Origin of the sequence: Pseudogracilibacillus sp. SO10305, from assembly GCF_037072005.1 — a bacterium.
In the GTDB taxonomy this organism is placed as follows: domain Bacteria; phylum Bacillota; class Bacilli; order Bacillales; family Amphibacillaceae; genus Pseudogracilibacillus; species Pseudogracilibacillus intestinigallinarum.
Map to the genome: position 1 here is coordinate 438,127 of NZ_JAXHDE010000001.1, position 25,353 is coordinate 463,479.

Consider the following 25,353-nt stretch of genomic DNA (forward strand, 5'->3'; position numbering starts at 1 on the left):
GTTTTTTATCATTTCGCTATTTCCTTGCCTCCTTTGATCATTCATTCTACTTTTAATTCAAAAATTATATCTCGTAATTCTGTTGCGCGCTCAAAATCTAATTGTTTTGCAGCTTCTCGCATTTCTTCTTCCATCTGTTCGATTACTTCTGCCCGAGCTTTTTTCGGCATTTTTCGGATTTCGGAAATACGGTCTACTTCATAACCTGCTTCTTCCTCTGCCGCAACCGTTGCTCGAATTAATTCACGTACATCTTTCTTAATCGTTTTCGGTGTAATACCATGCTCTTCATTATACGCTTGTTGTATGTCACGACGACGATTCGTCTCATCGATTGCAACTTGCATCGAGTCGGTAATTTTATCTGCATACATAATAACTTGTCCGTTCTCATTACGTGCGGCACGTCCCATCGTTTGAATTAAGGAACGTTCAGAACGTAAGAAACCTTCTTTATCTGCATCCAGTATTGCAACAAGTGATACTTCAGGAATATCTAGTCCCTCACGTAATAAATTAATACCAACGAGAACATCATATTTTTTCACCCGTAAATCACGAATAATTTCAATCCGTTCCAATGTTTTCACTTCGGAATGTAAATAAGCAACTTTAAAATCAAGTTCTTTTAAATAATCCGTTAAATCTTCCGACATTCTTTTCGTCAATGTCGTAATAAGCACACGTTCATTCCGATCAATCCGTTTATTTATTTCTGCAATAAGGTCATCGATTTGTCCATCAATCGGTCGAACTTCAACGACAGGGTCCAATAATCCTGTTGGACGAATAATCTGCTCCACCATTTCTTTCGTATGTTCTTGTTCATAAGGTCCAGGTGTTGCAGAAACATATACATTTTGATGTGTTTTCAGTTCGAATTCTTCAAACTTTAATGGGCGGTTATCTAATGCAGACGGCAAACGAAATCCATGATCTACTAACATTTGTTTCCTTGCTCTATCTCCATTATACATCCCACGAATTTGTGGCAATGTTGCATGTGATTCATCAATGACGACTAAAAAATCATCCGGAAAGAAATCAAGTAATGTATATGGGGTCGAACCAGATTCACGCAGGGTTAAATGACGTGAGTAATTTTCAATCCCTGAGCAAAAGCCCATTTCTCGCATCATTTCTAAATCGTAATTCGTTCGTTGTTCAAGTCTTTGTGCTTCTAATAAACGATTTTCTGCTTCAAGTTCTTTCAAACGTTCTTCTAATTCGAGTTCAATATTTTTAATTGCAATTTTCATTTTTTCATCACCTGTCACGAAGTGTGACGCTGGGAAAATAGCAACATGATCTCGATCACCGATAATCTCTCCGGTTAATGCATCTACTTCACGAATACGATCAATTTCATCTCCAAAAAATTCAATTCGTATACAATGCTCTTCTTTTGATGCCGGAATAATTTCAACAGAATCTCCCCGAACTCGGAATGTCCCACGCGAAAAATCGATATCATTTCGTGCATATTGAATATCCACTAGTTCTCGCAATAATATATCACGCTCTTTTTCCATTCCAGTACGAATCGATAACACTTGATTTTTATATTCCTCCGGTGAACCTAAACCATATATACAAGATACACTAGCAACGATTAACACATCGCGACGCTCAAATAAAGCCGATGTGGCTGAGTGTCGTAATTTATCAATTTCATCGTTTATGCTCGCATCTTTTTCAATAAATGTATCTGTTGATGGAACATATGCCTCTGGTTGATAATAATCATAATAACTAACAAAATATTCCACTGCATTGTTCGGGAAAAATTCTTTAAATTCACTATATAACTGACCAGCTAACGTTTTATTATGTGCAATAACGAGTGTTGGTCGATTAATTTCTGTCACAACATTCGATACAGTAAATGTTTTTCCAGTACCTGTTGCACCTAATAATGTTAAATGGTTTTCACCTTCGTCTATTTGTTTTACTAACTTTTCAATTGCTTTCGGTTGGTCTCCTTGTGGTTTAAAAGATGAAACAAGTTCAAACTTTTCCGCCATGTTAAGTTCTCCAATCTTCACATATTATCATGTTTTCTTACATTAATTGTATCATATATACGAACGAACATTCCATTATGATTGCTCAACATTCCTCTCTTTCAAACATACGTATTTACTAATTGTTCATTTTTCCATATATATTTAAGGAACATATAGTTTGTATATATGCGAAGTTATTCATATCTATCTTATATTGTCATTTACATAAACTTATAAATATTTCGTACTTTTCTAAAAGAGCCGAAAAATCACACTTCCATATATGAAAGTGTGATTTTATATTCATTCTTTTTCTTTATACTTGTGTGGTTGTTCGGTAAATAATAAACCTAGTTCATAATGATCCTCAGCAAAGAATGTCCCGTGAACAAATCTTATTTCACCATTTTCATCTAGAACATCTATTTTGAAATTCGTTTGACTCGTTTGTAATGCTTCATAAAATTCAGATGAGTTTGTAACATTAACATTATTTACCTTTAAAATAATTTCTCCGACTTTAATTCCTAATCGTTCAACAGGACTATTCGGCATCATTGCAAACACTTTAATACCTTTATCTAAAGGATGAAACATTGGTGAGCTTTCTCTATCTCTTACTTTATGCCGATACGTCATCCATTCCTTACCAACTAATGCAACTAAAATAGTAATAAATGATACGAATGGATAGAAAATACTTGTAATAGCACCTGCAATGACAATGGCAACTAAAACATATGTCCGTTTCGTAATTTTTCCTAATAATTCATTTGGCAACCCACTTTGCATACGGTATTGATAACCGAAAATAAATGGTAATAATATTAAACTAAAGGTTTGATCACCAAAAGAAAAATAGGGAAAAAATGGTGTAATCGCAGTTACACTATCGGAAGGAATCAGTATGAAAAATGGGACCATCATCATCCGTTTTGCTTCAAATTGTCCTACCCAAACTCCCCGTTCACTCAAATGTAAAGAAGGAAATGCCGGTTTCGATTTTGTTCTTGTCATAAAAATTGCTTCAAAAAGTAATAACAACGCAAGTAATAATGTTAATCCGACAAAATGCACCATCGATATGGTAGTAAAATCTACATACGGTACATCTATATAGCGCTGTAAAAACGGCAACACTAACAATAAAATAAACGTCATCCCAATGGTATAACTAGCAGATAAAAATTGTAGTGAACCAAATAAGCTAAATACAATCGTAACAATCGCTAAAACGATCATTACTTCATAAGAAAGTACAATTCCAAATAGAATTGTAGCAGCTGAAAGTACGATGCTAGCTATGACTGTTAATGGAAATGTATATTTAATTTCTGTGAAGTAATGATAAATTTTTGTCCCAAAATTATAACGTTCCTTTTTTATACGTTTATACCCGATAATACATAACAAAAAGAAAGTCCAATACAATAATGGGTGTAAAAATATTTTACCAATACCTTTTAATAATTCGAACGCCCACTGTTCTAGCATCGATTTTCACCTACTATCATTTTTCTCTATTTATATAAAACATCTAGTGCCTTTTCTAATTGTAGATCCTCTTTGCCACTTCGGATAATATCTAAAATTTCCGATTCAATTTTTCCTGCTGTTTTTTCATCTATTTCACCAGTTACTTCTAAATCATGATCTTTTTGAAATGATTGAACTGCTTGCTTTGTAGTCTCATCAAAGTATCCATCATCACGTTTTGAGTCATAACCTAATCCTTTTAACATCGTTTGTGCATGTGCAATTTCCTCATCGTTTTGATCTAAAACGAATGTCTTTTCTACTTGAATGGGACTCGTATAGAAATATGCTGGTTGTTTTTGTTCTACAGTTGGTTTCACACCTTTTTCATGGATCCAGTTCCCTTCTGGAGATAACCATTTATAAAATGTTAATTTCACCGTATTTTGGTCTTTATCTTTTCCAATTGGCACAGCCTGTTGAACAGTACCTTTTCCAAATGTAGTTTCTCCAACAATATCATAACCAATTTCTTTCATTGCGACTGCTAATATTTCTGATGCAGATGCACTTCCTTCATCAACTATTACATTGATTGGATACGATTTTTTTTCATCTAACTTTGTATAAAATTTATCAACTTCGCCATTTCCATCTTCAATTTGTAAGTAAGGAACATCACTTGGAACGAAATGGTGTAAAATATCTTCAATCGAATCTAATAAACCGCCCGGATTTCCACGAACGTCGATCACTAATCCTTCCATTCCTTTATCTTCTAATTTTGTTAAAGCTTCTTCAAATTCCTTAGCAGTCGTTTCAGAAAAGGACGTTATTTCAATAATACCTGTCTTTTTCCCATCAACTTCTTTTATTTCATTATATACTGTTTCTATCGGGATATCATCACGGATTAGTGTGTATTCTTTCGGTTTTGATACACCTTTTCTTTGCACGAGTATAACAACTTCTGTCCCTTTTTCACCACGAATTTTTGCGACAGCTTCATTTAGGTCTAAACCTTCTAGTGATTCATCATCTACCTTTAATATTTGGTCATTTGGACGTAAGCCAGCCTTTTCTGCTGGGGAATTTTTAATTGGAGAAACAATAGTTACAATCCCATCCACTAAACTTACTTCCGCACCAATTCCTTGAAAGGATGATTCAATTTGTTCGTTAAACTCTTTTATATCTTCTACGTTCATATAAGAACTATATGGATCATCTAATGTATCAATCATTCCTTGAATAGCACCTTCTAATAATTGACCATCTTCCACATCTTCTACATAATTTCCTTCAATTAGTTCATAAGCTTCTTGAATGAGTTGCATGTTTTCATTTTCTACATTCGAATTTTCAGAAGCTGCAGGTGCTTTTATGTTTTCATTCGTTACTAGTTTCGGTTCCATCACTTTTAATCCAACAAAAGCTCCTAAAAAACCGACGAAAAATGTAAAAATAACGAATATAATTAACTCTTTTTTATTCACGTCGTTCACCTCAAATATTGTGAAAATTTACTCTACCTTTTATTTTACCATAAAACTATTGTCCATTCCTAACATGTATACAATCAGATAAAAGAAAACATCTCTAAATTAGAGAAACTTCTAATTTAGAGATGTTTATCCATCCTATTACGGTAAATATCCCATCGGGTTTGCGGCAGTACCTCTACCTCCATAACCACCAGGGTGTACTTCGAAATGTAAATGTGCCCCATAGGAGTCTCCGGTATTACCGATTCCTCCTATATGTTGTCCTGAACTAACTGATTGTCCATTTGAAACATTCACACTAGATAAGTGTGCATAAATTGTTGTATACGTTTTGCCGTTTAGTTGGTGTACGATCATAATATGGTTTCCAAATCCTCCACCACAAGAACGGTCTCCTTCTACACAACCTGTAACAACTCGACTAACGACACCGCTTTGTGCTGCGTGCACTGCTGTTCCTTTTCCTGCTGCAATATCAATTCCTTTATGCTCTGTTCCCCATCTCGGACCATATCCAGACGAAACATTTTTTGACGCTGTAGGCCAATTTAATACGCCATTCCCACCACTTTGTAATGGAGGAGCTGGATTTCCACTTGATGCCGAAGATTGTGTATTACTCGATTGCTTTTTGGATGTAGAAGCATTACTACTAGAAGATGCTTGGCTCGCTTGTTCTTTTTCCTTCTCTCTTTCAGCTGCCGCCTGACGTTCCGCTTCTAGTTTAGCTTGTCTTTCAGCTTCTTCAATTTCTGCCTTCTCTGATTCAGCTAATTCCTTTGCTTTTAGTATTGCTTCTTCTTGCTGTTGTAAAATTTCTTTTTCTTCATCTAGTGTAAACTCATAATTTTCAAGTTCTTCAAATTCTTCTTTTAATGCAGCCATGATAGACTCTTTTTCTTTATTTTGTTTATCTAACTTAGCTTCTAATGACTCTAAACTTGCTTTTTGACTTTCTTGTTCTTCTTTTTTCTTTTCTACACTTGCTTTCTTGTCTTCTACAGCAACTTGTTTTTCTTCAAGTTCTTTTTGATCTTGTTCATGTTCAATCATAATATTTTTATCTTGATCCATAATGGAGTTAACTGCTGAAGTTCTACTAATTAATTCATTAAAACTTTTCGAACTTAACACTACAGATAAGAATGGAATGTCTCCACCAGCTTCTTGAATCGAACGTAATCGATCACGTAAAAGTTCTTCTCTTTTTTCAATCCGTTCTTCTAATTCAATAATATCTTCTTTTAATTGTTCAATTTCATTATCTAAATCATTTATTTCTTGAACTGTTTTCTCTATTTCTTCTTCTTTTGCTAAAATATTTGATTTTGTTTCTTCTAATTCGGTATTTATTTCAGCTAACTGTTCTTCCACAGATGTTTGCTCTTTTTTATTTTTCGACTTTTCCTTCTTTACAGAAGACGATTCGTCTGAAACATCTTTTTTCTTTTTATTTACATCGTTTCCCTTTTTATTTAATTCATTGATTTCATTGTCTAAATCATTTGTAGTTTTTGCCTCTACTTTGCCATGATTTGAAATGAAGACAATTGAAAAAGATAATAACAATAAACCTACTAACTTAACATACTTTCTCATATTCATCTCTTAGCTCCTTTTCATTTGTCTCTATACTTTTAAGAACTTACGCACACTCATACCACTTCCAAGTGTCCCGATAATCCCTCCTATTAATACGATGAACAACGATAATTGCCATACAAAAGGATTGTATGGAAGTAGTTGTACAAAATTAAAGGATGTTTGTCCACTCACATTTTTTATAACAAAATGATAACCAATTAAAGTAACAACAATTGGGATAATGGAACCTAACACACCTAATAAAAATCCTTCTACAAAAAATGGAAGGCGGATGAAGTTGTTCGTTGCTCCTACTAATCTCATAATTCCAATTTCTGTACTACGTGCATGGATGGTTAATTTAATCGTATTTGAGATTAAAAATACTGCCATAAACACTAGACCAGCAATAAGCGCTAATCCTGTCGCTCTTGCATAGTTATTAAACTTAAATAATTGTGGGACAACATCTTGTCCAAAGTTTACTTTATAAACATTTTCGAAATTTTCGATTTTCGCTGCAATTACCTCTGTCTGTTGAGGGTCTTTCGCTTTCACTACATAAGCATGGTTTAATGGGTTATCTTGTTCGAATAGTGCCCAAGCTTCCCCTTGTTCCCCCATTCCTTCTACTAATAAATTCAATTCATCATCTTTAGAAGAAAAACGCATCGTTTCAATTCCATTAATATCTTCTATTTCTTCACCTAACGTTTTTATTTGATCCTCATCTGCTGTCAGTTCAATTAAGACTTTTATTTCAACGTCCTTCTCAACATTCGATGTCATTTGGTTGATGTTCAAAATAACTGTAACAAAGATTGCTACTAAAATAAGTGCCACTGTCACTGCTCCAATGGAAGCAACAGACATCCACCCATTTCGGAATATGTTTTTGACACCTTCCCTTATATGTCTTTTCAATGTACTAAATTTCATAACCGTATTCTCCTCGACTTTCGTCTCTTACTATTACTCCATTTTCTATTGCGATCACTCGTTTTTTAATGGTGTTTACAATTTCTTTACTATGAGTTGCCATAATTACTGTTGTACCTCGTGCATTAATCTCTTCTAGTATTCTCATAATAGACCAAGATGTATCAGGGTCTAAGTTCCCTGTCGGTTCATCCGCAATTAAAATTTTTGGATGATTCGCAATCGCCCTTGCAATAGAAACTCTTTGTTGCTCTCCGCCCGATAATTCATCTGGAATCGATCGTGCTTTATGTTTTAAACCTACTAAATCTAATACTTCCATCACTCGTTTCCGAATAACGGTTGTTGATTCTTCAATTACTTCTAGAGCGAATGCAACATTTTCATAGACTGTTAGTTTTGGTAACAATTTAAAGTCTTGGAAAACAACTCCAATATCTCTTCTAAATAACGGGACTTCTTTATTTTTTAATTTGGAAGCATTCACACCTTGTACAATAATTTCTCCTTTAGTTGGTACTTCTTCTCGATAAATAAGTCGGATAAATGTAGACTTACCAGCCCCACTTGGTCCGACGATGTAAACGAATTCACCTTTATCAATTTCGACATCGATGCCGTTTACTGCTGTAACCCCATTTGGGTACACTTTATGAACATTTTTCATTGTTATCATTTATATTTTCACCTTCAATATTTATATTCACGATAGCTTCTATCAACTTTCTAAAATCACATCATATATAGCATAACATAAATCAACAATTTTTTTAGTAATAATCTGGTTACAAATTTATTTCAAACTGAAATATATTAACAAGTAGTGAACGATAATCTTCTTCAAAGAGCGATAGTATCACGCATCAATTAAAAATTTCAAGACATGAACTATATTTGTTGCTAATTTTTTCTATTTAAAAGTTCAATCATCTTTGTAGAAACATTTTTTATTTTCTGGTAGTATAAAGGTCATGGTAAAATTTACCTTTAAAAATTTGAATATAATGATGAAGATAGGATGAGATAAGATGTTTTCTATCGGACAAACAATTAAAATTCAACAGTTACCAATCCAAAATGAAATAAATTTAGATAATATATTTTATTCTAAAGTTGTCTCAGTAAATGATACATCCTTTTACATTGAACAACCGACAAACAAAAGAACCCGTAAAACGACATTCTTTTTTGAACAAACGTCATTTTTAATGACGATTACGACAAAGTACGGGGAAGTATACCAATATGAAACTTTAAGTATTAAAAACATCAAAGAAACGATGCCAATTATTCAATGTCAAATACCAAAATCATATGAACGAATTCAACGAAGATCTTTTGCTCGGATAAATGTATTAACAGAAGTTACTTTAAAATTAAAGAAACCGATTTTAGCAACAACAATCGATTTAAGCGGCGGCGGTGTGAAGGTGTATATCCGTAAAAATATACAAATTGCAATAAATGATGCTATTGAAATTAGTCTTCTTATAGAATCAGTTCACAAAGAAAAAATATTGATTGATACAGTCGCTACGGTCGTTCGATATGAAGATATAAATGAGGAAACAAAAGAGAGGGCAATATCCTTTAAATTTACGGACATATTAGAAAGTGATCGCTCCAAGATTATACAATACTGCTTTCGTAAAGAACTAGAACAAAAACGGCTTCAAAAAGGTGAACATACATAAAAAAATCCACATAACATACGTTATGTGGATTTTTTTATTATTTGTGGCTTGCTAACCAGTCTGCTACTGCTTGAGCGTCGTCACCTGAAATTAAACCACCAGGCATTGACCCTTGTCCATTTTCAATAACAGATAAGATATCGTCGGCTGATAATTCAGATCCTACACTCGTTAAGTCTGGACCTGCTCCACCTGATAAATCTTGTCCGTGACAGCTAGCACAGCTTGATTTGTACACATCTTCTGCAGCAGCGCTGTCAACTGAATCTCCTGCGTTGTCATTTCCTTCATTGTTTCCAGCGTTCTCTTCTGTGTTGTTAGTATTAGAATTTGTATTACCTGCATCGTTATTAGTAGCATCATTATTTCCGCCACCACAAGCAGCTAAAACTAACATAAGTGCAAAAAGAACAGCCATTAAACTCTTCTTCATAGTGAAAATCCCCCTCACTTATATTTGAATTCATTTTCTATTATACCCGATTTTTGTCGATTTAAAATCACTTTTGGTAAAAATTCATTAATTTGTCTTAATTTTGTCCATTTAATTTATATGTTCTCGTAAATATGCATCAATAAACGGGTCTATATCCCCATCTACTACTGCTTGTACATTTCCAACGTCTAAATTTGTTCGGTGGTCCTTCACCATAGAATACGGGTGAAAAATATAGGAACGAATTTGGCTTCCCCAACCAATTTCTTTTTGTTCTCCACGAATCTCCGCTAATTCTTGTTGTTGTTTTTCAATTTCAAGTTGGTATAACTTTGATTTTAACATTTTCATTGCTGCTTCACGGTTTTTTATTTGTGAACGTTCATTTTGACAACTTACAATCGTATTTGTCGGAATATGTGTGATTCGTACAGCCGAATCTGTCGTATTAACATGTTGTCCACCAGCACCACTAGAACGGTACGTATCAATTTTTAATTCGTCTGGATTTACTTCTATTTCAACTGTGTCATCTAATTCCGGTGATACATCACATGAAACAAATGACGTATGCCTTCTTCCTGATGAATCAAATGGAGAAATACGCACGAGACGATGAACTCCTTTTTCAGCTTTTAAATAGCCGTATGCATTATGTCCTTTAATTAATAAAGTAACACTTTTGACACCTGCTTCATCTCCAGCTAGATAGTTTAAAGTCTCTACTTTATATCCTTTGCTTTCTGCCCATCTTTGATACATACGTAATAAAATACTCGCCCAATCTTGTGATTCTGTTCCACCAGCCCCAGGGTGTAATTCTAAAATAGCATTGTTTTTATCATATGGTTCACTTAATAACATTTCTAATTCAAAGCTTTCTGTTTGCACAAGTAACTGCTTTACTTCATCCTGCAATTCACCTAACATATCTTCGTCGTTTTCTTCTTTTACCATTTCATACATAACGATTGTATCTGATACGTTATTTTCTAGCGATTCGAATTGCTCTACTTTTCCTTTTAAAAAGTTAACTTCATCGATGACTTTTTGAGCTAATTGTTGATCATCCCAAAAGTTAGGTGCAGACATTTTCTCTTCTAAAGACGCAATGTCACTTTTCTTTTCGTCTAAGTCAAAGAGACCCCCTAAAGTCTTCGATTCTTTTTTCCATCTTATCTAATTCTTGCTTTACTTCCATTAAATCCATATTATCCACCTCTTTGGAAAACAGCAAATTTACTGTTTTCCATGACAATTTTTATATTTTTTTCCACTTCCACATGGACACGGATCATTTCGTCCAACCGTTTCTTTTTTCACGTAAGGTTGACGAACCTTTTTCTTTTCTTCTCCGCCACCTGATACAGCTTGTGTATTTTTCACAACCGCTTCACGTTGTAGGTTTTGGCGAATTTGCGATTTCATAATATATTTAGAAACTTCCTCTTCTATACTTTCAATCATCGCTTCAAACATATTGAAACCTTCTAATTGATATTCACGTAACGGATCATTTTGTGCATATGCACGTAAATGAATTCCTTGACGTAATTGATCCATTTGGTCAATATGATCCATCCACTTAGAATCTACTGTTCGTAATAAGATTACTTTTTCAAATTCATGCATTTGTTCTTCTAACAATTCTTGCTCTTTTTCATCATAATGATGGCGTACTTTTTCCATCATAAATGCAATCATTTCTTCAGGATCTTTTCCTTCTAGATCTGCCACAGAAATGTCTTCTTCATTTAATAAATTTGCATGTGCATAATGAACGATTGCCTCTAAATTCCATTCTGTATCATCTTCGTCTTGTGTATGGTTATGAACGAGACGAGTAACTGTGGAATGAATCATTTCCTCAATAATTGTACGGATACTATCTTCGGCAGCGATAATTTCATCACGCTGTTTATAAATAATTTCACGTTGTTCACGTAATACATCATCGTAAGATAAAATCGTTTTACGTGCATCATAGTTATTCCCTTCCACACGCTTTTGAGCTGATTCTACTGCTCGAGAAACCATTTTACTTTCAATTGGTTGATCGTCGTCCATTCCTAAACGATCCATCATACTACGTAAATTATCTGAACCGAAACGGCGCATTAACTCATCTTCCATCGATAAGAAAAATTGAGATAAACCTGGATCTCCTTGTCGTCCGGCACGTCCACGTAACTGATTATCAATACGTCTAGATTCGTGGCGTTCTGTACCGATCACTGCTAATCCACCAAGTTCTAGTACACCAGATCCTAACTTAATATCTGTTCCACGACCTGCCATGTTTGTCGCAATAGTTACGGAACCTTTTTGTCCCGCGTTTTCGATGATTTCTGCTTCTCTATAGTGGTTTTTTGCGTTTAATACATCATGCTTAATTTTTTTCTTTTTTAATAACTGTGAAATTAACTCGGATGTTTCAACTGCAACTGTACCTACTAATACTGGTTGGCCAATTGCATGGCGACGGTGGATTGCTTCAATGACAGCATTGAATTTCCCTTCCATCGTTTTGTAAATCATATCTGGTCGATCTTCTCTTGCAATTGGTTTATTTGTTGGGATCGCAATAACATCCATATTGTAAATATTTCTAAATTCTTCTTCTTCTGTTTTCGCAGTACCTGTCATTCCTGCAAGCTTGTTATACATTCTAAAATAGTTTTGGAATGTGATCGATGCTAAAGTCATACTTTCATTTTGGATTTTCAATCCTTCTTTCGCCTCGATTGCTTGGTGTAATCCGTCACTGTAACGGCGCCCTTTCATTAATCGACCTGTAAATTGGTCAACGATGACAACTTCGCCTTCTTCAATCACATAATCTGTATCTCGATGCATGGAAACATGTGCTTTCAACGCTTGGTTAATATGGTGTGTTAACGAAACATTGTTTAAGTCGAATAAATTTTCGATATTGAAAAATTTCTCCGCCTTATTCATCCCTTCCTCTGTTAATTGTACACCTTTCGTTTTTTCGTCGTATGTGAAATCTGATTCTTTATTTAATGTGACGACAAAGCTATTCGCCTGCTCATATAAACTGGCAGATTTTTTAGCACTTCCTGAAATAATCAGTGGTGTTCTCGCCTCATCAATTAAAACAGAGTCCACCTCATCAATGATTGCGAAGTTCAAACCACGTTGTACTTTATGTTCTTTATAAAGCACCATATTATCTCGTAAATAATCAAATCCGAATTCATTGTTCGTTCCGTACGTAATATCACATTCATACGCCATTTTCTTTTCTTCTTTAGACATTCCACTAATATTTAAACCGACAGTCAATCCTAAAAATTCGTATAATTTTCCCATCTCTGCGGCGTCACGATTTGCTAAATATTCGTTCACTGTAATAATATGGACACCTTTACCAGATAATGCATTTAAATAAGCCGGCATTGTAGAAGATAATGTTTTCCCTTCCCCTGTTTTCATTTCTGAAATATTACCTTCATGTAAAACGGTTGCCCCTATTAATTGCACCGGGAATGGACGCATATTTAATACACGTTTAGATGCTTCACGTACAACGGCATATGCCTCAGGTAATAATTGATCTAACTCTTCTCCTTGTTCAATACGTTCTTTAAATTCCACTGTTTTATGTTGTAATGCTTCATCAGATAAAGCTTCTATATCACTTTCTAAAGCTTCTATTTTATCTACTTCTTTTTGTATTCGATTCAATTGGCGTTGATTCCCATCACCAAAAATTTTCTTTAATAAACTCACTATACTGAACGCTCCTTTTCATATGGAAACTAACTTATAGCCCAATATTAATCATACCACTATTCAAACTTAGATGACAACTTAGGAGGTTACTACAGCCTCAAAACAAATGACTAAATTTTGAATGAAATATATACTATAAAAAAGATATTATATACATTATTCATAAACTTACATATAAGAAATTCACCCTATATTTAATTTTCACACAACTGTCACTAACTAATCAGTAGCGATCTCTTTTTTTCCACCAACACTCTTTGGACAAGAGCCACAAAAAGACGATGTTATTTATAATGAGTGTATAAATAACATCGTCTTCTTTTTTTCATGTAGCCGTCACAATGACAGCTTTATTAATTTGTCGGTTCGATTAAACCGTACGTACCATCTTTTCTTCGGTATACGACATTTGTGTCGTTCGTTTCAGCATTTGTGAAAACGAAGAATGCATGTCCTAACATATCCATTTGTAAAACTGCCTCTTCTGAATCCATTGGCTTTAAATTGAAACGTTTTGTACGTACAATTTCAATGTCATCTGAATCTTCTTCTACTTGACTTGCCTCTTTCTCTAATTCAGCAAAAATGTGTTTCACAGATCCTTCTTGTCTGAACTTACGATTTACTTTCGTTTTATGTTTTCTAATTTGTCTTTCCAATTTATCTACAACTAAATCTGTCGCTGCATATAAATCTGGATTTTGCTCCTCTGCACGTAATAATAAATTTGGCATTGGAATCGTTACTTCGATTTGTTGCTCGTCATTATAGACACTTAAGTTTACATGGACATCAGATGTCGGAGGTGTATCAAAGTATCTGTTTAATTTTGCGATCTTCTTTTCTACGTACTCACGTATTGCCTGTGTCACCTCAATATTTTCGCCACGAATGATATAGTTCATATAAGTGTCCTCCTTTTTTCTTTATACTTTTATTATACTATGTTTTATGTAAAATTTCCGTAAATTACAACAATTTTCATTTTACGTTCACATAATACAATAAATGTAAGTGCTTACATTATACAATACCACTAATTGTAAAAAAAAACAAAAAAATAAACAATAAAAAGGAATTAATTTCCCTTTTATTGTTTACTATCTAAATACATTCCATCCGTCGTTTTAATATTGCCGTACGGATTAATATAGGAACGATTTAATTTTTTCTTTTCTTTTACTTTTTTCATGTCTATTTGAATTTGTTGTAATAAATCATTCATTTTATGAGTAATTTGCTCATCGAGATGGATCAACTGTTTACCTAATTGCATTTCACCTTCACTATATGGTCCTTTAATTTGTCTTAAAAGTTGTTCCCGTTTTTCAATAAATGATTGAACTAATTCAACAACCTGTTCACGTTCCTCGATATCAACTGGCACCTTTTCTAAAGAGGTAAGCATGTTAACGGAAAGATCATACAAAGCTTGTAATGTTTTCATTAGATCTTTTCTCGCTTATTATTTTTCGCTGCTAATTTAATAACCTCTTTCCACGTATCACGGAAATCTACTACATACGTATATGCCTCATCTAAATAAGATGACTCATTCTTTATATTCGCTTGTTGTAACTGATAATGAATGTATTCATACAAAGGCATCATTTGATTCGATATTTCAATTTCTGGATCTAATGTTATCATTAATTCTTGTACAATATTTTGCGCTTTTTGAATGAATTCATTTTTCGCTTCAATATTTTCATTTTCTAAAGCTTGTTTTGCCTGATTGATGAATTTAATACAACCATTATATAACATTAAGGTCAATTGTGGTCCTGAGGCTGTCGTCACTGAATTATCTTGATATGCTTGGTACTGTTTTGCCATCATAAATTATGACACTCTCCTACATAATAAATTTATTTCTTATGAGCCAAATTGTGAGAATAGATAAGATGATTGTTGATTTAAATTCGAAATTGCTTTTTCCATCGCAGTAAATTGTGACCAATAACGTTCTTCTACACGTACCATACGTTTTTCAAAATCAGCAATGCGCGCATTTAAATCTTTCATTTGTTTTCCAATCGCATAGTTATCTAAAGTATGTGTTGCTTTCCCAGCTTTTTCTTCAATTTTTGCGCGTGTACTATCTAATGCTTCATCAAATCGATGAATTAATCCTTTCGTTTTACCTTCTCCATCCCCTACAAATAATTGGTATACTCCATCCGCATCTGTTTCTAATGCGCTACGTAATTTTTCTTCATCGATTTCTAGTTTTCCACCATCTAAATAGTTTTTTGTCGTCGTAATGCCGAGGTCACTTAATAATTTAAATGGACCGTCATTATCTACGACTCCTTGTAAACTACTACGCAATGTAAACATGCCATCACGGAGTGAAGATTCACCTTTTAAAATTCCGCTTTTCGCTTTCTCTTCCCATTGCTTAATTTGTTCTTCTGACATTTCTTTTTTCTGTTCTTCTGTTAATGGCTGATAACTACGAAACTTTTCCTCTGTTTGTGATGTATTCATTTTTTCAATTACTTCATTATATTTATCCACAAACTTTACGATATTATCAAAAGCAGCATCAACATCCGTTCGCACTGTAATATCTGTTTGTCCAACACTGTGTAAATTGAACGTAATACCGTTTAATGAATAATTATTATCACGAGAATCGATTGTTAAACCGCCATTATAAATAAATTGAGCATTCGAAGCCGCTTGCCCTTGTTCATCTATTTTAGTTACTTTACTTAAGAAGATGTTATCATCGCCTTTGAAAACAATTTCTGGACCGTCTTCATTGTATATACCTGTTCGAGTCGTCTCCAATACAACTTTGTTTGATGTTTCATCTAAAAACGCACGTACCTTTCCATCACTGGCATTTTCCATGTTTTTCAACACTGTTTTTAATGTATCGCCTGCTTTCACCTCAACTGTATGTTCGACTGGTTTTCCTTTATCGTCATATGTATTAAATGTAAACTGTCCATCATTTTCAAATACAGTGTCAGCTTGAGCAGAAAACACCTGCATCTCGCTCGTTGCTAATGATTTTACATCAATGTTGTATGTTCCGTTCGTTGCTGCTGTACCAGCTGTCGCGGTTGCAACATTGTTTAATGAAGATGTGGTTGATTTTGAGTTGTATGCACGTGTATATTTCATGTCTCGAACAATATTATCTAGTTCTAACAATGCACTATTTATTTCACGAAACGCATCTCTTTTCCATTCTAATGTTGTTTGTTGTTGCTTCATTTTCGTTAATGGAGTTCTTTCAGCTTCCATTAATTTATTCACCATTGCTTCGATATCCATACCAGATACGATTCCACCTACACGCATAACCATCTTTTATCCGTCCTCTCTCTATACTTGTTCATCTACAACGATACCGACAAATTCCGTCATTGCTGCATACATATCTAACATTTTTTTCGGTGGTATTTCACGAATAATTTCGTCTGTTACCGGGTTTACAACGGTAACATAATATTCATTTAATTCTTCATGGAACACAAATTTCAAATGTGTTTGAAACGGATCAATAAAACTATTCATCCGCTCCACCGCATTTTGCACATCTTCTTTTTTGACATTTTTATGTACTTCTTTAATTAATTTCGTTTGTAATAATCGATTTGTTGCATCCTCCAAAGAGGGGGAATTTTGTGACATAGTCATTGGTTGAGATATTTTATCGGAAATATTCATATCTAAAACAACTCCCTATTCTTTTCTACCCTTTATATCGACCATTATTAGAAAAATGTGAAGTGTTCATAAGAAAATTATAACGGATTTTTTTTCATTAATTTCATTACATCTATTGATACATGTACAGCTTCATTATTTGCCGTTTGAATTGCTTCAAATACTTCTCCACGATGAATTTCAATATTTTTAGGAGCTTTTATGCCCAATTTTACTTGATCTCCTTCAATTGCAATAACAGTTAGTTCAATATCGTTCCCAATTCGAATTGATTGTTGCTTTTTTCGCGATAACACTAACATTCCGCTTCTCCTCCTTTATTATTAGAAAAATTTGAGATAGCGGCTTTCATTTCAAATGTATCATCATTTAAAATAAACTGTTTTCCTTTTTTATTCACTGTATTAATAATAATAGGTGCCTTTAAGTTAATCGTACTTTTCGCAAATGGCTCATGTATTGTCATAATGGTAAGAATAGCTATATCTTTTTCTGTTTCAATATGTAAAGCATCCACTACATAGTCTTCTAAAGTAAATTCGTAGGTTGGATAAAATAAATGTGGATTTGTTACAATAAATGCAATTTCTTCTGTCTCTATTGATTGTAAAATTTGTAATAAATCATTGTTAGGTAAATCTAGTAGGGCAAAGTCTTTTTCCTCTTGAAAACCTGGAATCCCCTGTTCAAAATGAATAATTTTTTCCTCTTCAATAACGACTTCATTTAAGTATTTCGTTTTAATTTTCATTGTTTCGCCTCCAACCTTTATGTTTCATCCTCATATACATTCGTGTAATCAATGTTCAATGATGCATCCCGTTCCATAAAAACCTCCACATTTCCAGGATGATATGTAATTTCAGGCTTATTTATTTGGGCAGATATAATAGGTTTATTTGGTTCAATTTGGACATCGACAGTTCCTTTTTTATACTGAATGTTTACTGAAAATGGTTCTGGAATAAAACCTATATTTAATTGCTTCATCGGTCGTTGACCATTTTCCTTTGCAAGTTCGGCTATATAATTGACCTCATCATGAATATTAATCAATTGTGCCCCTTGTTCCGCTCTTCTTGCTACACCTTCTTGAATAGCCTTTTTTCCTTCTTCTGCTGTTTTTTCAACTGCTCGAATTGGACCGTACATATTCATTTGCTCCCATGCTTTCGTTTGATCAATCGTTAGTTTTCCTTTTCTCATTTCGATTGATACATGTGCTTTTGGCTGTTCGATTGAAACGATGGCATTCGGTTGTTCTATTTCCAAATGAGCATATGTCTGTCTCATTGCAATTTTGGCAAATTGTGATTCCATTCTTATTTGAGGAATATTCATATGGAGTCACCCTTTCCTAAAAATAGTGAAAAGGCTGAGACAATGTTTCACATAGATCACTTGTATCTAGTAAACTGTCTCAACCATTTATTAACGTAGAAAATCCACTAATGAAGGTTGAATAATTTTTGAGCCTGCAGATAATGCTGCACGGTGAATAACTTCTTGTGTTAATAAATTCATAACCGCTTCTTCAAAATCTACACCTTCATTTTTCATCATTGTATCTTTGGCAATAATTTCTTGATGTGATAATCGATCTTCAATAAGTTCAAGACGATTCATTTTAGCCCCAAGCTCTGCACGTGTATTAACGATATCTGTCGTACCTTTTCTTAAATTTTCAAGTGCACTGTTCATTTCATCCTGTTGATTCGAATCATCAGATTTTAAAGCAGAAATAAAATCGTCAATGTTGGCAAATAATTCTTTATTAAACATCTTATCTGGATCCATATTAACATCAAATGTAATTCCTTTAGAGACTTCTATGTTCACATACTGATTCCTTCCATCTGTATCAGTAACAATGACATTTCCTTCCGCGTCTACTTCCACTGGTTGTAAATTTGTGTCTGTTCCATTAAAAATATACTTTCCATTCACATTCGTGTTAGCAATTTCTACCAATTGACGTTGTAATTGCTCCACCTCTTTTGCAATGGCTTCACGCTCATCTTTATCATACGTATCGTTTGCAGCTTGAACAGCTAACTCTTCGATTCTTTGCATCGCTTTTGTCGCTTTATCTAAGGCATCATCTGTATGGTCCATCCAGTTCCAGATTTCAGATGTGTTGCGTCGATATTGCTCAACTTCCGTTACTTCTGTACGGTATCCCATCCCTTTCATGACGATAACAGGATCATCAGATGGACGAGAAATTTTCTTTCCCGTATTAATTTGCGTTAAATATTTATTCATTTGTGCTTGACTACTGTATAAGTTTTTCAACATATTATTTTGCAACATTGATTGTGTAATACGCATATTTTATCTCCTTACCTTCCGACAATTCCCATTTGATTAATGACACGGTCGATTAGTTCATCGATTGCCGTCATACTTCTTGCAGCGGCATTGTAGGCATGTTGAAATTTAATTAAATTGGAAATTTCCTCATCCAAAGATACCGCTGTTACAGACATTCTAGAATTTTCAATTTGTGATTTTAATATATCTGTACTATTTTTCATCGTATTTGCTTTTTGTCCTTTTACACCTAAATCTCCGATAAGCGCAATAAAATACTTTCTAACAGATGTATCATCTAGCCCCTCAATATCTTTATCAAATACTTTAGCAAGGTCTAAAGCATTATCACCATTTCTACTTCCACCATCTACAGCGCTCGCAGCAATTAGGTTAGGATCTTTCACAATATCTCCTAATACTGTTATGTTTTCCGCCGTAATATCCATAGATCCATCTTTCGTGATGAAGAATGCTTTTCCCGTTTCTCCATTTGCATCTATACCTGCTTGATGTTGCGTATTAAATGCTTCTGCAAATTGTTTTGCCATTTTATTTAATTCATCAAGCATATTTGGGTATAAGTTGTTTTCTCCGCCACCTACAACACCGTAAGATTCAATGAGACCACTTAAAGCTCCTTCAGAACTTAAAATATTTTGTAATACGTCCACTCCATCTACTGTAATATTAGAAACTAAACCTTTTTCAGCATTATCTGCATCATTATAAGCTAATTCAAATTCATTCACGATTAAATTATCACGATCACGTGCATCTATTAAATAAATAGGTGGATCAAAAGATTGACCTGAACTATCAATTAATTGAATAGAAGCCAAACCATCCGCAATCTGTAAAGAGCTATCACTGCTCTTCGTATAATCAACTTTAATATTCATGTAATTAGATAGTTGATCAATTAAACGATCACGTTCATCATATAAGTCATTCGCTAACATACCGTGTGGTTCAATTTTTTGGATTTGCTCATTTAAACCGTTGATTTGTGATAACAATGAATTAATATTTTTTGTAGATACGTCGATTTGTTCTTTTAAATCTCCTTGGATTGCTTGTAAACTTTTCGACAAATGGTTAAATGTTTCCGTTAATGCTAGTGCTCTTTGTGCGGCAACTGATCTTGCTCCATCATTATCCGGATGATCTGCTAAATCTTGTAATGCTTGCCATAATAAATCCATTTGTGCACTAAGCCCATCTTCAGAAGGTTCATTTAATAAATCTTCCATTCTAGATAAAGCTTCACTTTTTGCACTCCAATAATTGGCACGGCTATTTTCAGCACGGAATTGCATATCTAAAAATTGATCACGAACTCTTTCAACCGTTCCAATTTCAACGCCCGTACCAATTTGACCTGCAATCGTTGGCATGACACGTGAAGGCATCGGAAATGGAGAGGTCGTTTCAAAATTAACACGTTGGCGTGAATATCCCGCTGTATTAACATTCGCGATATTATGTCCTGTCGTATATAATGCCCCTTGTTGCGCATATAAAGCTTTTTTTGCTAATTCTAATCCTTGGAAAGTACTCAATTATATTACTCCTTTTACTGCTAATATTTATGCCTTTGAATCAAACATCGAACGTTTTGTTTGATGATTCGATGTTTGCTTTCCCCCTCCGTAGTTCATACGATCCATAGAAGGTTCCATCATATTTAACGATAACTGGACAAATTGCATGGATTGTTCGATTAATTGTTTATTTAAAGATTCGTTCGCCTTTAAAGCAGTTATTATTTCAACTAATTTAGTCATATGATCTAATAATGTTATTTTTTCAGCACCATTTTCGATATATGTTACTAATTCATTTAAAGAAGGATTTTCAGATTTTATTTGTAACTGATGATAAAGTTCATTTGTTACTTGCGAACGCTTTTTTTCCACTTGTTCAATTGTTTGCACTTGCTTTCTTTCTTCAATTAAAATATTTGATAATCGCTCTACTTCACCTGCTTTAATAATCTCTGTTTTTTCCTTAGAGACAGAGAGTAGTTGCTCATGTGCCTGAAGTAATTGTTGTAAATGATTCATTAATAATTGTGTAGAAATTTCCCTAACCTCCTACTATTTTCCCCATTTCCAATAGTCGATCATCTTTTCAGCTACATGTTCGTAGTTTATTTCATATGTTCCAGATTGGATTTTTTCTTTCAGTTCTTGCACATATTGTGCACGTTCAGATTGTCCTGTCTGTTTCATTTGCATCATTTTTGCTTCTTGAGAAATATTTAATTGATCCGTTTTTTGATCACTCTTTTTACAAATTGTTGACTGTTTTTGCTGATTATATATTTGAAGATACGGATTCGGTCCTTGTATTTTCATTCGACACACCTCTCTTTAATATACGTATCTAATCATGCTTACTTTATTTATCGACAATATTTTTATAATGTTTAACGTTTTTCATCTTTATTTATTGTATAGTACACTTGTTGTTGCTCTTCTTCCTCTTGGACAATTCGTTCCGTTCGTTTCTTTTCCTCTTCTTCATGCTGATGTAGTTGCTTATGAAGGGAAACACTACATGTTACACATAGTTTACCTTCTACAATAGCAATACCACACATTTCACATGGATATGAAAGTTTTGGGAAATTTGAATTACGTAACCGGTTTTGTTTTAAAAATTTCATAATTAATTCTTTATCAACTTCTGTATCTCTCGCTATTTCATCGATTGTCGCTTCTCTTTTTCGTTTACTTGATAAATATTTATATACTTTTTTAAAGGCAATTTCTTCCTCTTTATAGCACGCAGGACAAATATCTCGAATTCCTCTTGCGAAAACATTTCCACAACTATTACAGTTTGCTAATTCCGTCATTTTTCATCACCTATAATAAATTTTTCTTTATTATCTATTTTACCCTCTAACTAATGTAAATGCATATATATTTGCACAACCACTTTGTTTTAACAAACTTGCTGCATGACGTACTGTTTGTCCCGTCGTATAAATATCATCAATTAATATGACATCTGTCTGAACTTTTTCTGTTAAAATAAATGGATTTTTTGACATTAATCTTTCTTTTCTACTTTTTTTCGATTGTTTTTCTGTATGTGTTCGTTCTAATATATTAGAAATATTTGGTGTAACAAAAGATGCTAATTGAGCGGCTTGATTAAAATTACGTTCGTACAATCTTTCTTTACTTAATGGAATGGGAACGATTGAGATATTTTTATTCATATGTGAAAATTTCTCTCGAAAAACGGTTTGGAATTTTTGTTTAAATAGGTTGCCAAGCATATAATCGCCACGATACTTCCACCTCGATATAATATCTTTCATTTTATCATTATAATAGTAAATAGATATATTTTTATATAAAGGATCGTTCCCATCATAGATTGCTTTCCATTTATAACAATCTTCACAACATTCTTGTTCACATCGTTTATAGCAAAATTGACAATAGTTATCTTCTATCGCTTGAAATGTTTGCACACATTTATCACAACTATATTTATCCGCCTCTAAGATGAATAATGTCCCCCAAGATATCGTTTTACTTATTCTCTCCTCACAATATAAACAGTAACTCATATTTTTTTCACCACGTTATTTTTCAACATTTTCTTCCGTTTATGATTCATCATCTGAATCATGTTTTTCGCTTCTAACATTGCATTAGTTAAACCATCATGTACATACAGAACAAGCCCTTGAGGATCATCTTCACTTCTTCCTGCTCGACCTGCGATTTGCACTAGAGCTGCAACATCAAATATATGATTACTTGCCCCTAATACAATGACATCAACTGAAGGAAATGTAACGCCACGTTCCAATATAGTCGTTGTCATTAAAACTTTTAATTCTTTATTTCTAAATTTCTCTATCTTTTTTTCACGCATGTCATCATTAGCATATACGGTATCAAGTTGATCATCATATTGAATAATATGTAGCTTTAACAAACTTTGACAAATGATTGCTTTATAGTCTATTAATTGTTGTATGGACGGCATAAAAATAAGCATTTGGCGCTCCTGCTTTTCACGCCGTTGTAACCACTGTTCTACTTGCTTGATCGATTGATTTGATTTTATTTTTTCCGTTAATCGATGTACATATAACATTGTAGGTATTGGAAGTGGTTGTAAATGATAGCGAACGGGAACAAAGATGATTGGAACTTTTTCTTTTTTTAATGTTCGTAAAAAATTCTTCCTCGGTGTCGCAGTTAAATAAATCATTGCAGCATGTTGCTTTTTTGCCCTCTTTGTCGCAAATTGCAAATGTGGATCCAAATAATATGGAAATGCATCAATTTCATCAATAATCACTACATCAAAAGCTTCTTTAAAACGTAATAGTTGATGGGTTGTCGAAATAATGAACTGTGCCATACCACTTTTATTTTTTTCATCACTGTGCAATGCTTCAATTGCTACATTTGGAAATACTCGTTTAAATCTTGGAATTAATTCTTTAACAACATCGATCCTTGGCGATGCTAAACAAACTCGTTTCCCTTGGGCAAAAGCTCGTTCAAGACCTAAAAATAACATCTCTGTTTTTCCTGCACCTGTTACAGCCCAAATCAATCGTTGCTCATTGTTTTCTACGGCACTCACGATTTCCCTTGCAGCATATTGTTGGGCATCCGATAAAGTACTATCCCATCTTAGTGATTCATTTATTTCGGGCCATTCATAAGGATTTTTTGCCCACTCAAATAAATAATCACATTGTAAAATACGTCCCATCATAATACAGTTTCGACAATACAAATGGGTGGTATGACAACGTTGACAAGGTATCCAACCAAATAAATGGTTCTTACTATTATTGCAACGCTGACAAATATATGTTGTTTTATTTTTTGTAATTGCTGGAAGTGTTTTAAAATATCCATTATTCCATAAAAGTTGAAATGACTGTTCTTCTAACGAAAGTTCTTCTTTGCGGAGTAATTTATTTGTAAAAAATTGTCGTAATGTAGGAGTTAAAATTTTTTCTATTTTTGGGGATTGAGCAAATTGGGAGAGTGTCTCAACTCCCCCTAATTCACTATATGGAGATGTTTTCACTATATGTTTCATCAACATCCCTCACTTTATTTTGCTTGCCACGATACACCGATAGACCCTTCACCTAAATGGGTTCCAATTACAGGACCAAAATAACTAATGATTGTTTCGATATGAGGATATTTCTTCGCAAACTTATCATGAATTTTCATTACTTGCTGTTCATTGTTCGCATGAATAAATACAACTCGTTTTACTTCTTTTTTCTCAATATCCTCTTCTAACATGGACATAATTCGAGCAACTGCTTTTTTTCTCGTACGAATTTTTTCGTATGGAACAATTAAGCCGTCCACAATATGTAAAATCGGTTTAATATTTAATAAGCTTCCTAATATGGCTTGAGCACTATTTAAACGTCCACCTCGTTGCAAGTGACTTAAATCATCCACCATAAAATATGCACGAGTTTTCTCCTTCATTTGGTTTAATCGCTGAATGACATCATCTACATGTGCACCTTCTAGCGCTAATTCAGCTGCTTCTAAAGCATAAAATCCTTGAGGCATCGCACTTAACTCGGAATCAAAAGGATAAACTTCAATATCATTTACCATTGAACTCGCTGTTTTTGCAGCGTCGAATGTTCCACTAAACTTGCTCGATAAATGAATCGAAATGACAGCATCATATTGTTCAGCTAATTGTTCAAATAAATCTACAAATGCACCAATGGCTGGTTGTGATGTTGTTGGTAAGTTTTTCTCTTTTTTTACCTTTTCATAAAAATTCTCTGTCGTAATGTCGATCCCTTCACGATAAGATTCATTTCCGAATATAACACTTAATGGAATAGTATAAATATTATACTTCTCCAATAAATCTTCTGGTATATAAGCTGTACTATCTGTAACAACTGCTAACTTCATTCTTGTCTCTCC

The 25,353-nt window shown here is 33.7% G+C and carries 26 protein-coding genes; 1 reads left to right on the forward strand and 25 read right to left on the reverse strand.

Annotation, left to right across the window (positions count from 1 at the left end; genetic code table 11):
- Nucleotides 1-41 precede the first annotated feature (41 nt).
- The 6 genes from uvrB to ftsE all read right to left on the reverse strand — a co-directional run bounded on the left by uvrB (nucleotide 42) and on the right by ftsE (nucleotide 8,186).
- The gene (gene uvrB, locus SPD45_RS02290) at nucleotides 42-2,024 is read right to left on the reverse strand and encodes an excinuclease ABC subunit UvrB (protein ID WP_336265979.1); all 1,983 of its coding nucleotides are present in this window, start codon (nucleotides 2,022-2,024) and stop codon (nucleotides 42-44) included.
- A 285-nt stretch (nucleotides 2,025-2,309) separates the two neighbouring features.
- Nucleotides 2,310-3,500, reverse strand: coding sequence for a PDZ domain-containing protein (locus tag SPD45_RS02295; protein WP_336265980.1), 1,191 nt, complete (start codon nucleotides 3,498-3,500; stop codon nucleotides 2,310-2,312).
- Between the two features lie 26 nt (nucleotides 3,501-3,526).
- Complete coding sequence (locus SPD45_RS02300; protein ID WP_336265981.1) at nucleotides 3,527-4,978, reverse strand: S41 family peptidase; 1,452 nt, start codon at nucleotides 4,976-4,978, stop codon at nucleotides 3,527-3,529.
- Nucleotides 4,979-5,125: 147 nt separating this feature from the next.
- Nucleotides 5,126-6,592 carry a murein hydrolase activator EnvC family protein gene (locus tag SPD45_RS02305; RefSeq protein WP_336265982.1) on the reverse strand — a complete coding sequence of 489 codons (1,467 nt, stop codon included), beginning with the start codon at nucleotides 6,590-6,592 and terminating at the stop codon, nucleotides 5,126-5,128.
- Nucleotides 6,593-6,616: 24 nt separating this feature from the next.
- Nucleotides 6,617-7,510: a permease-like cell division protein FtsX gene (gene ftsX / locus SPD45_RS02310; protein WP_336265983.1), complete on the reverse strand. Its 894-nt coding sequence runs from the start codon at nucleotides 7,508-7,510 to the stop codon at nucleotides 6,617-6,619.
- A complete protein-coding gene (gene ftsE, locus SPD45_RS02315) occupies nucleotides 7,500-8,186 on the reverse strand; it encodes a cell division ATP-binding protein FtsE (RefSeq protein WP_336265985.1) in 687 nt (228 codons plus the stop codon). The genes ftsX and ftsE overlap by 11 nt, the downstream gene beginning before the upstream one ends.
- 352 nt (nucleotides 8,187-8,538) lie before the next feature.
- Between ftsE and SPD45_RS02320 the strand changes: the two genes are divergently transcribed.
- Nucleotides 8,539-9,204 (forward strand): flagellar brake protein, encoded by a 666-nt coding sequence (locus SPD45_RS02320; protein WP_336265986.1) that lies wholly within the window; start codon nucleotides 8,539-8,541, stop codon nucleotides 9,202-9,204.
- 37 nt (nucleotides 9,205-9,241) lie between these two features.
- On the opposite strand, the gene cccB is transcribed toward SPD45_RS02320, so the two are convergent.
- From cccB to SPD45_RS02415, 19 genes are all read right to left on the reverse strand, one after another.
- Nucleotides 9,242-9,637 carry a cytochrome c551 gene (gene cccB / locus SPD45_RS02325; RefSeq protein ID WP_336265987.1) on the reverse strand — a complete coding sequence of 132 codons (396 nt, stop codon included), beginning with the start codon at nucleotides 9,635-9,637 and terminating at the stop codon, nucleotides 9,242-9,244.
- A 111-nt stretch (nucleotides 9,638-9,748) separates the two neighbouring features.
- Nucleotides 9,749-10,850, reverse strand: a protein-coding gene (prfB, locus tag SPD45_RS02330; protein WP_336265989.1) for a peptide chain release factor 2 whose coding sequence is annotated in 2 segments (ribosomal slippage) — nucleotides 9,749-10,777 and nucleotides 10,779-10,850 — 1,101 coding nt in all. Because the reading frame shifts where the segments join, the coding sequence is not laid out codon by codon here.
- A 29-nt stretch (nucleotides 10,851-10,879) separates the two neighbouring features.
- Nucleotides 10,880-13,396 carry a preprotein translocase subunit SecA gene (gene secA, locus SPD45_RS02335; RefSeq protein ID WP_336266062.1) on the reverse strand — a complete coding sequence of 839 codons (2,517 nt, stop codon included), beginning with the start codon at nucleotides 13,394-13,396 and terminating at the stop codon, nucleotides 10,880-10,882.
- Nucleotides 13,397-13,749: 353 nt separating this feature from the next.
- Nucleotides 13,750-14,301 (reverse strand): ribosome hibernation-promoting factor, HPF/YfiA family, encoded by a 552-nt coding sequence (hpf, locus tag SPD45_RS02340; RefSeq protein WP_336265990.1) that lies wholly within the window; start codon nucleotides 14,299-14,301, stop codon nucleotides 13,750-13,752.
- A 185-nt stretch (nucleotides 14,302-14,486) separates the two neighbouring features.
- Complete coding sequence (locus SPD45_RS02345) at nucleotides 14,487-14,843, reverse strand: hypothetical protein (RefSeq protein ID WP_336265991.1); 357 nt, start codon at nucleotides 14,841-14,843, stop codon at nucleotides 14,487-14,489.
- Complete coding sequence (fliS, locus tag SPD45_RS02350; RefSeq protein WP_336265992.1) at nucleotides 14,843-15,235, reverse strand: flagellar export chaperone FliS; 393 nt, start codon at nucleotides 15,233-15,235, stop codon at nucleotides 14,843-14,845. The genes SPD45_RS02345 and fliS overlap by 1 nt, the downstream gene beginning before the upstream one ends.
- Nucleotides 15,236-15,271: 36 nt before the next feature.
- On the reverse strand, nucleotides 15,272-16,717 hold the full coding sequence (locus tag SPD45_RS02355) for a flagellar hook-associated protein 2 (RefSeq protein ID WP_336265993.1): 1,446 nt from the start codon (nucleotides 16,715-16,717) through the stop codon (nucleotides 15,272-15,274).
- Between the two features lie 18 nt (nucleotides 16,718-16,735).
- A complete protein-coding gene (gene flaG, locus SPD45_RS02360) occupies nucleotides 16,736-17,080 on the reverse strand; it encodes a flagellar protein FlaG (protein ID WP_336265994.1) in 345 nt (114 codons plus the stop codon).
- Nucleotides 17,081-17,157: 77 nt separating this feature from the next.
- On the reverse strand, nucleotides 17,158-17,382 hold the full coding sequence (gene csrA / locus SPD45_RS02365) for a carbon storage regulator CsrA (RefSeq protein ID WP_336265995.1): 225 nt from the start codon (nucleotides 17,380-17,382) through the stop codon (nucleotides 17,158-17,160).
- The gene (gene fliW, locus SPD45_RS02370; RefSeq protein ID WP_336265996.1) at nucleotides 17,376-17,831 is read right to left on the reverse strand and encodes a flagellar assembly protein FliW; all 456 of its coding nucleotides are present in this window, start codon (nucleotides 17,829-17,831) and stop codon (nucleotides 17,376-17,378) included. Before fliW ends, csrA begins: the two co-directional genes overlap by 7 nt.
- Nucleotides 17,832-17,848: 17 nt before the next feature.
- Nucleotides 17,849-18,421, reverse strand: a complete 573-nt coding sequence (locus SPD45_RS02375; protein ID WP_336265997.1) for a DUF6470 family protein — start codon at nucleotides 18,419-18,421, stop codon at nucleotides 17,849-17,851.
- Nucleotides 18,422-18,511: 90 nt separating this feature from the next.
- Complete coding sequence (flgL, locus tag SPD45_RS02380) at nucleotides 18,512-19,411, reverse strand: flagellar hook-associated protein FlgL (RefSeq protein ID WP_336265998.1); 900 nt, start codon at nucleotides 19,409-19,411, stop codon at nucleotides 18,512-18,514.
- An 11-nt stretch (nucleotides 19,412-19,422) separates the two neighbouring features.
- Entirely contained in the window at nucleotides 19,423-20,955 is a 1,533-nt protein-coding gene (gene flgK, locus SPD45_RS02385) for a flagellar hook-associated protein FlgK (protein WP_336265999.1), read from the reverse strand.
- 27 nt (nucleotides 20,956-20,982) lie between these two features.
- Nucleotides 20,983-21,459: a flagellar protein FlgN gene (locus tag SPD45_RS02390; RefSeq protein WP_336266000.1), complete on the reverse strand. Its 477-nt coding sequence runs from the start codon at nucleotides 21,457-21,459 to the stop codon at nucleotides 20,983-20,985.
- 33 nt (nucleotides 21,460-21,492) lie between these two features.
- The gene (gene flgM, locus SPD45_RS02395; RefSeq protein WP_336266001.1) at nucleotides 21,493-21,753 is read right to left on the reverse strand and encodes a flagellar biosynthesis anti-sigma factor FlgM; all 261 of its coding nucleotides are present in this window, start codon (nucleotides 21,751-21,753) and stop codon (nucleotides 21,493-21,495) included.
- 71 nt (nucleotides 21,754-21,824) lie between these two features.
- Nucleotides 21,825-22,256 carry a TIGR03826 family flagellar region protein gene (locus SPD45_RS02400; protein WP_336266002.1) on the reverse strand — a complete coding sequence of 144 codons (432 nt, stop codon included), beginning with the start codon at nucleotides 22,254-22,256 and terminating at the stop codon, nucleotides 21,825-21,827.
- Between the two features lie 39 nt (nucleotides 22,257-22,295).
- Nucleotides 22,296-22,982, reverse strand: coding sequence for a ComF family protein (locus SPD45_RS02405; RefSeq protein WP_336266003.1), 687 nt, complete (start codon nucleotides 22,980-22,982; stop codon nucleotides 22,296-22,298).
- Nucleotides 22,979-24,484 carry a DEAD/DEAH box helicase gene (locus SPD45_RS02410; protein ID WP_336266004.1) on the reverse strand — a complete coding sequence of 502 codons (1,506 nt, stop codon included), beginning with the start codon at nucleotides 24,482-24,484 and terminating at the stop codon, nucleotides 22,979-22,981. Before SPD45_RS02410 ends, SPD45_RS02405 begins: the two co-directional genes overlap by 4 nt.
- A 14-nt stretch (nucleotides 24,485-24,498) precedes the next feature.
- Nucleotides 24,499-25,341, reverse strand: coding sequence for a DegV family protein (locus SPD45_RS02415; RefSeq protein ID WP_336266005.1), 843 nt, complete (start codon nucleotides 25,339-25,341; stop codon nucleotides 24,499-24,501).
- Nucleotides 25,342-25,353: the final 12 nt, after the last annotated feature.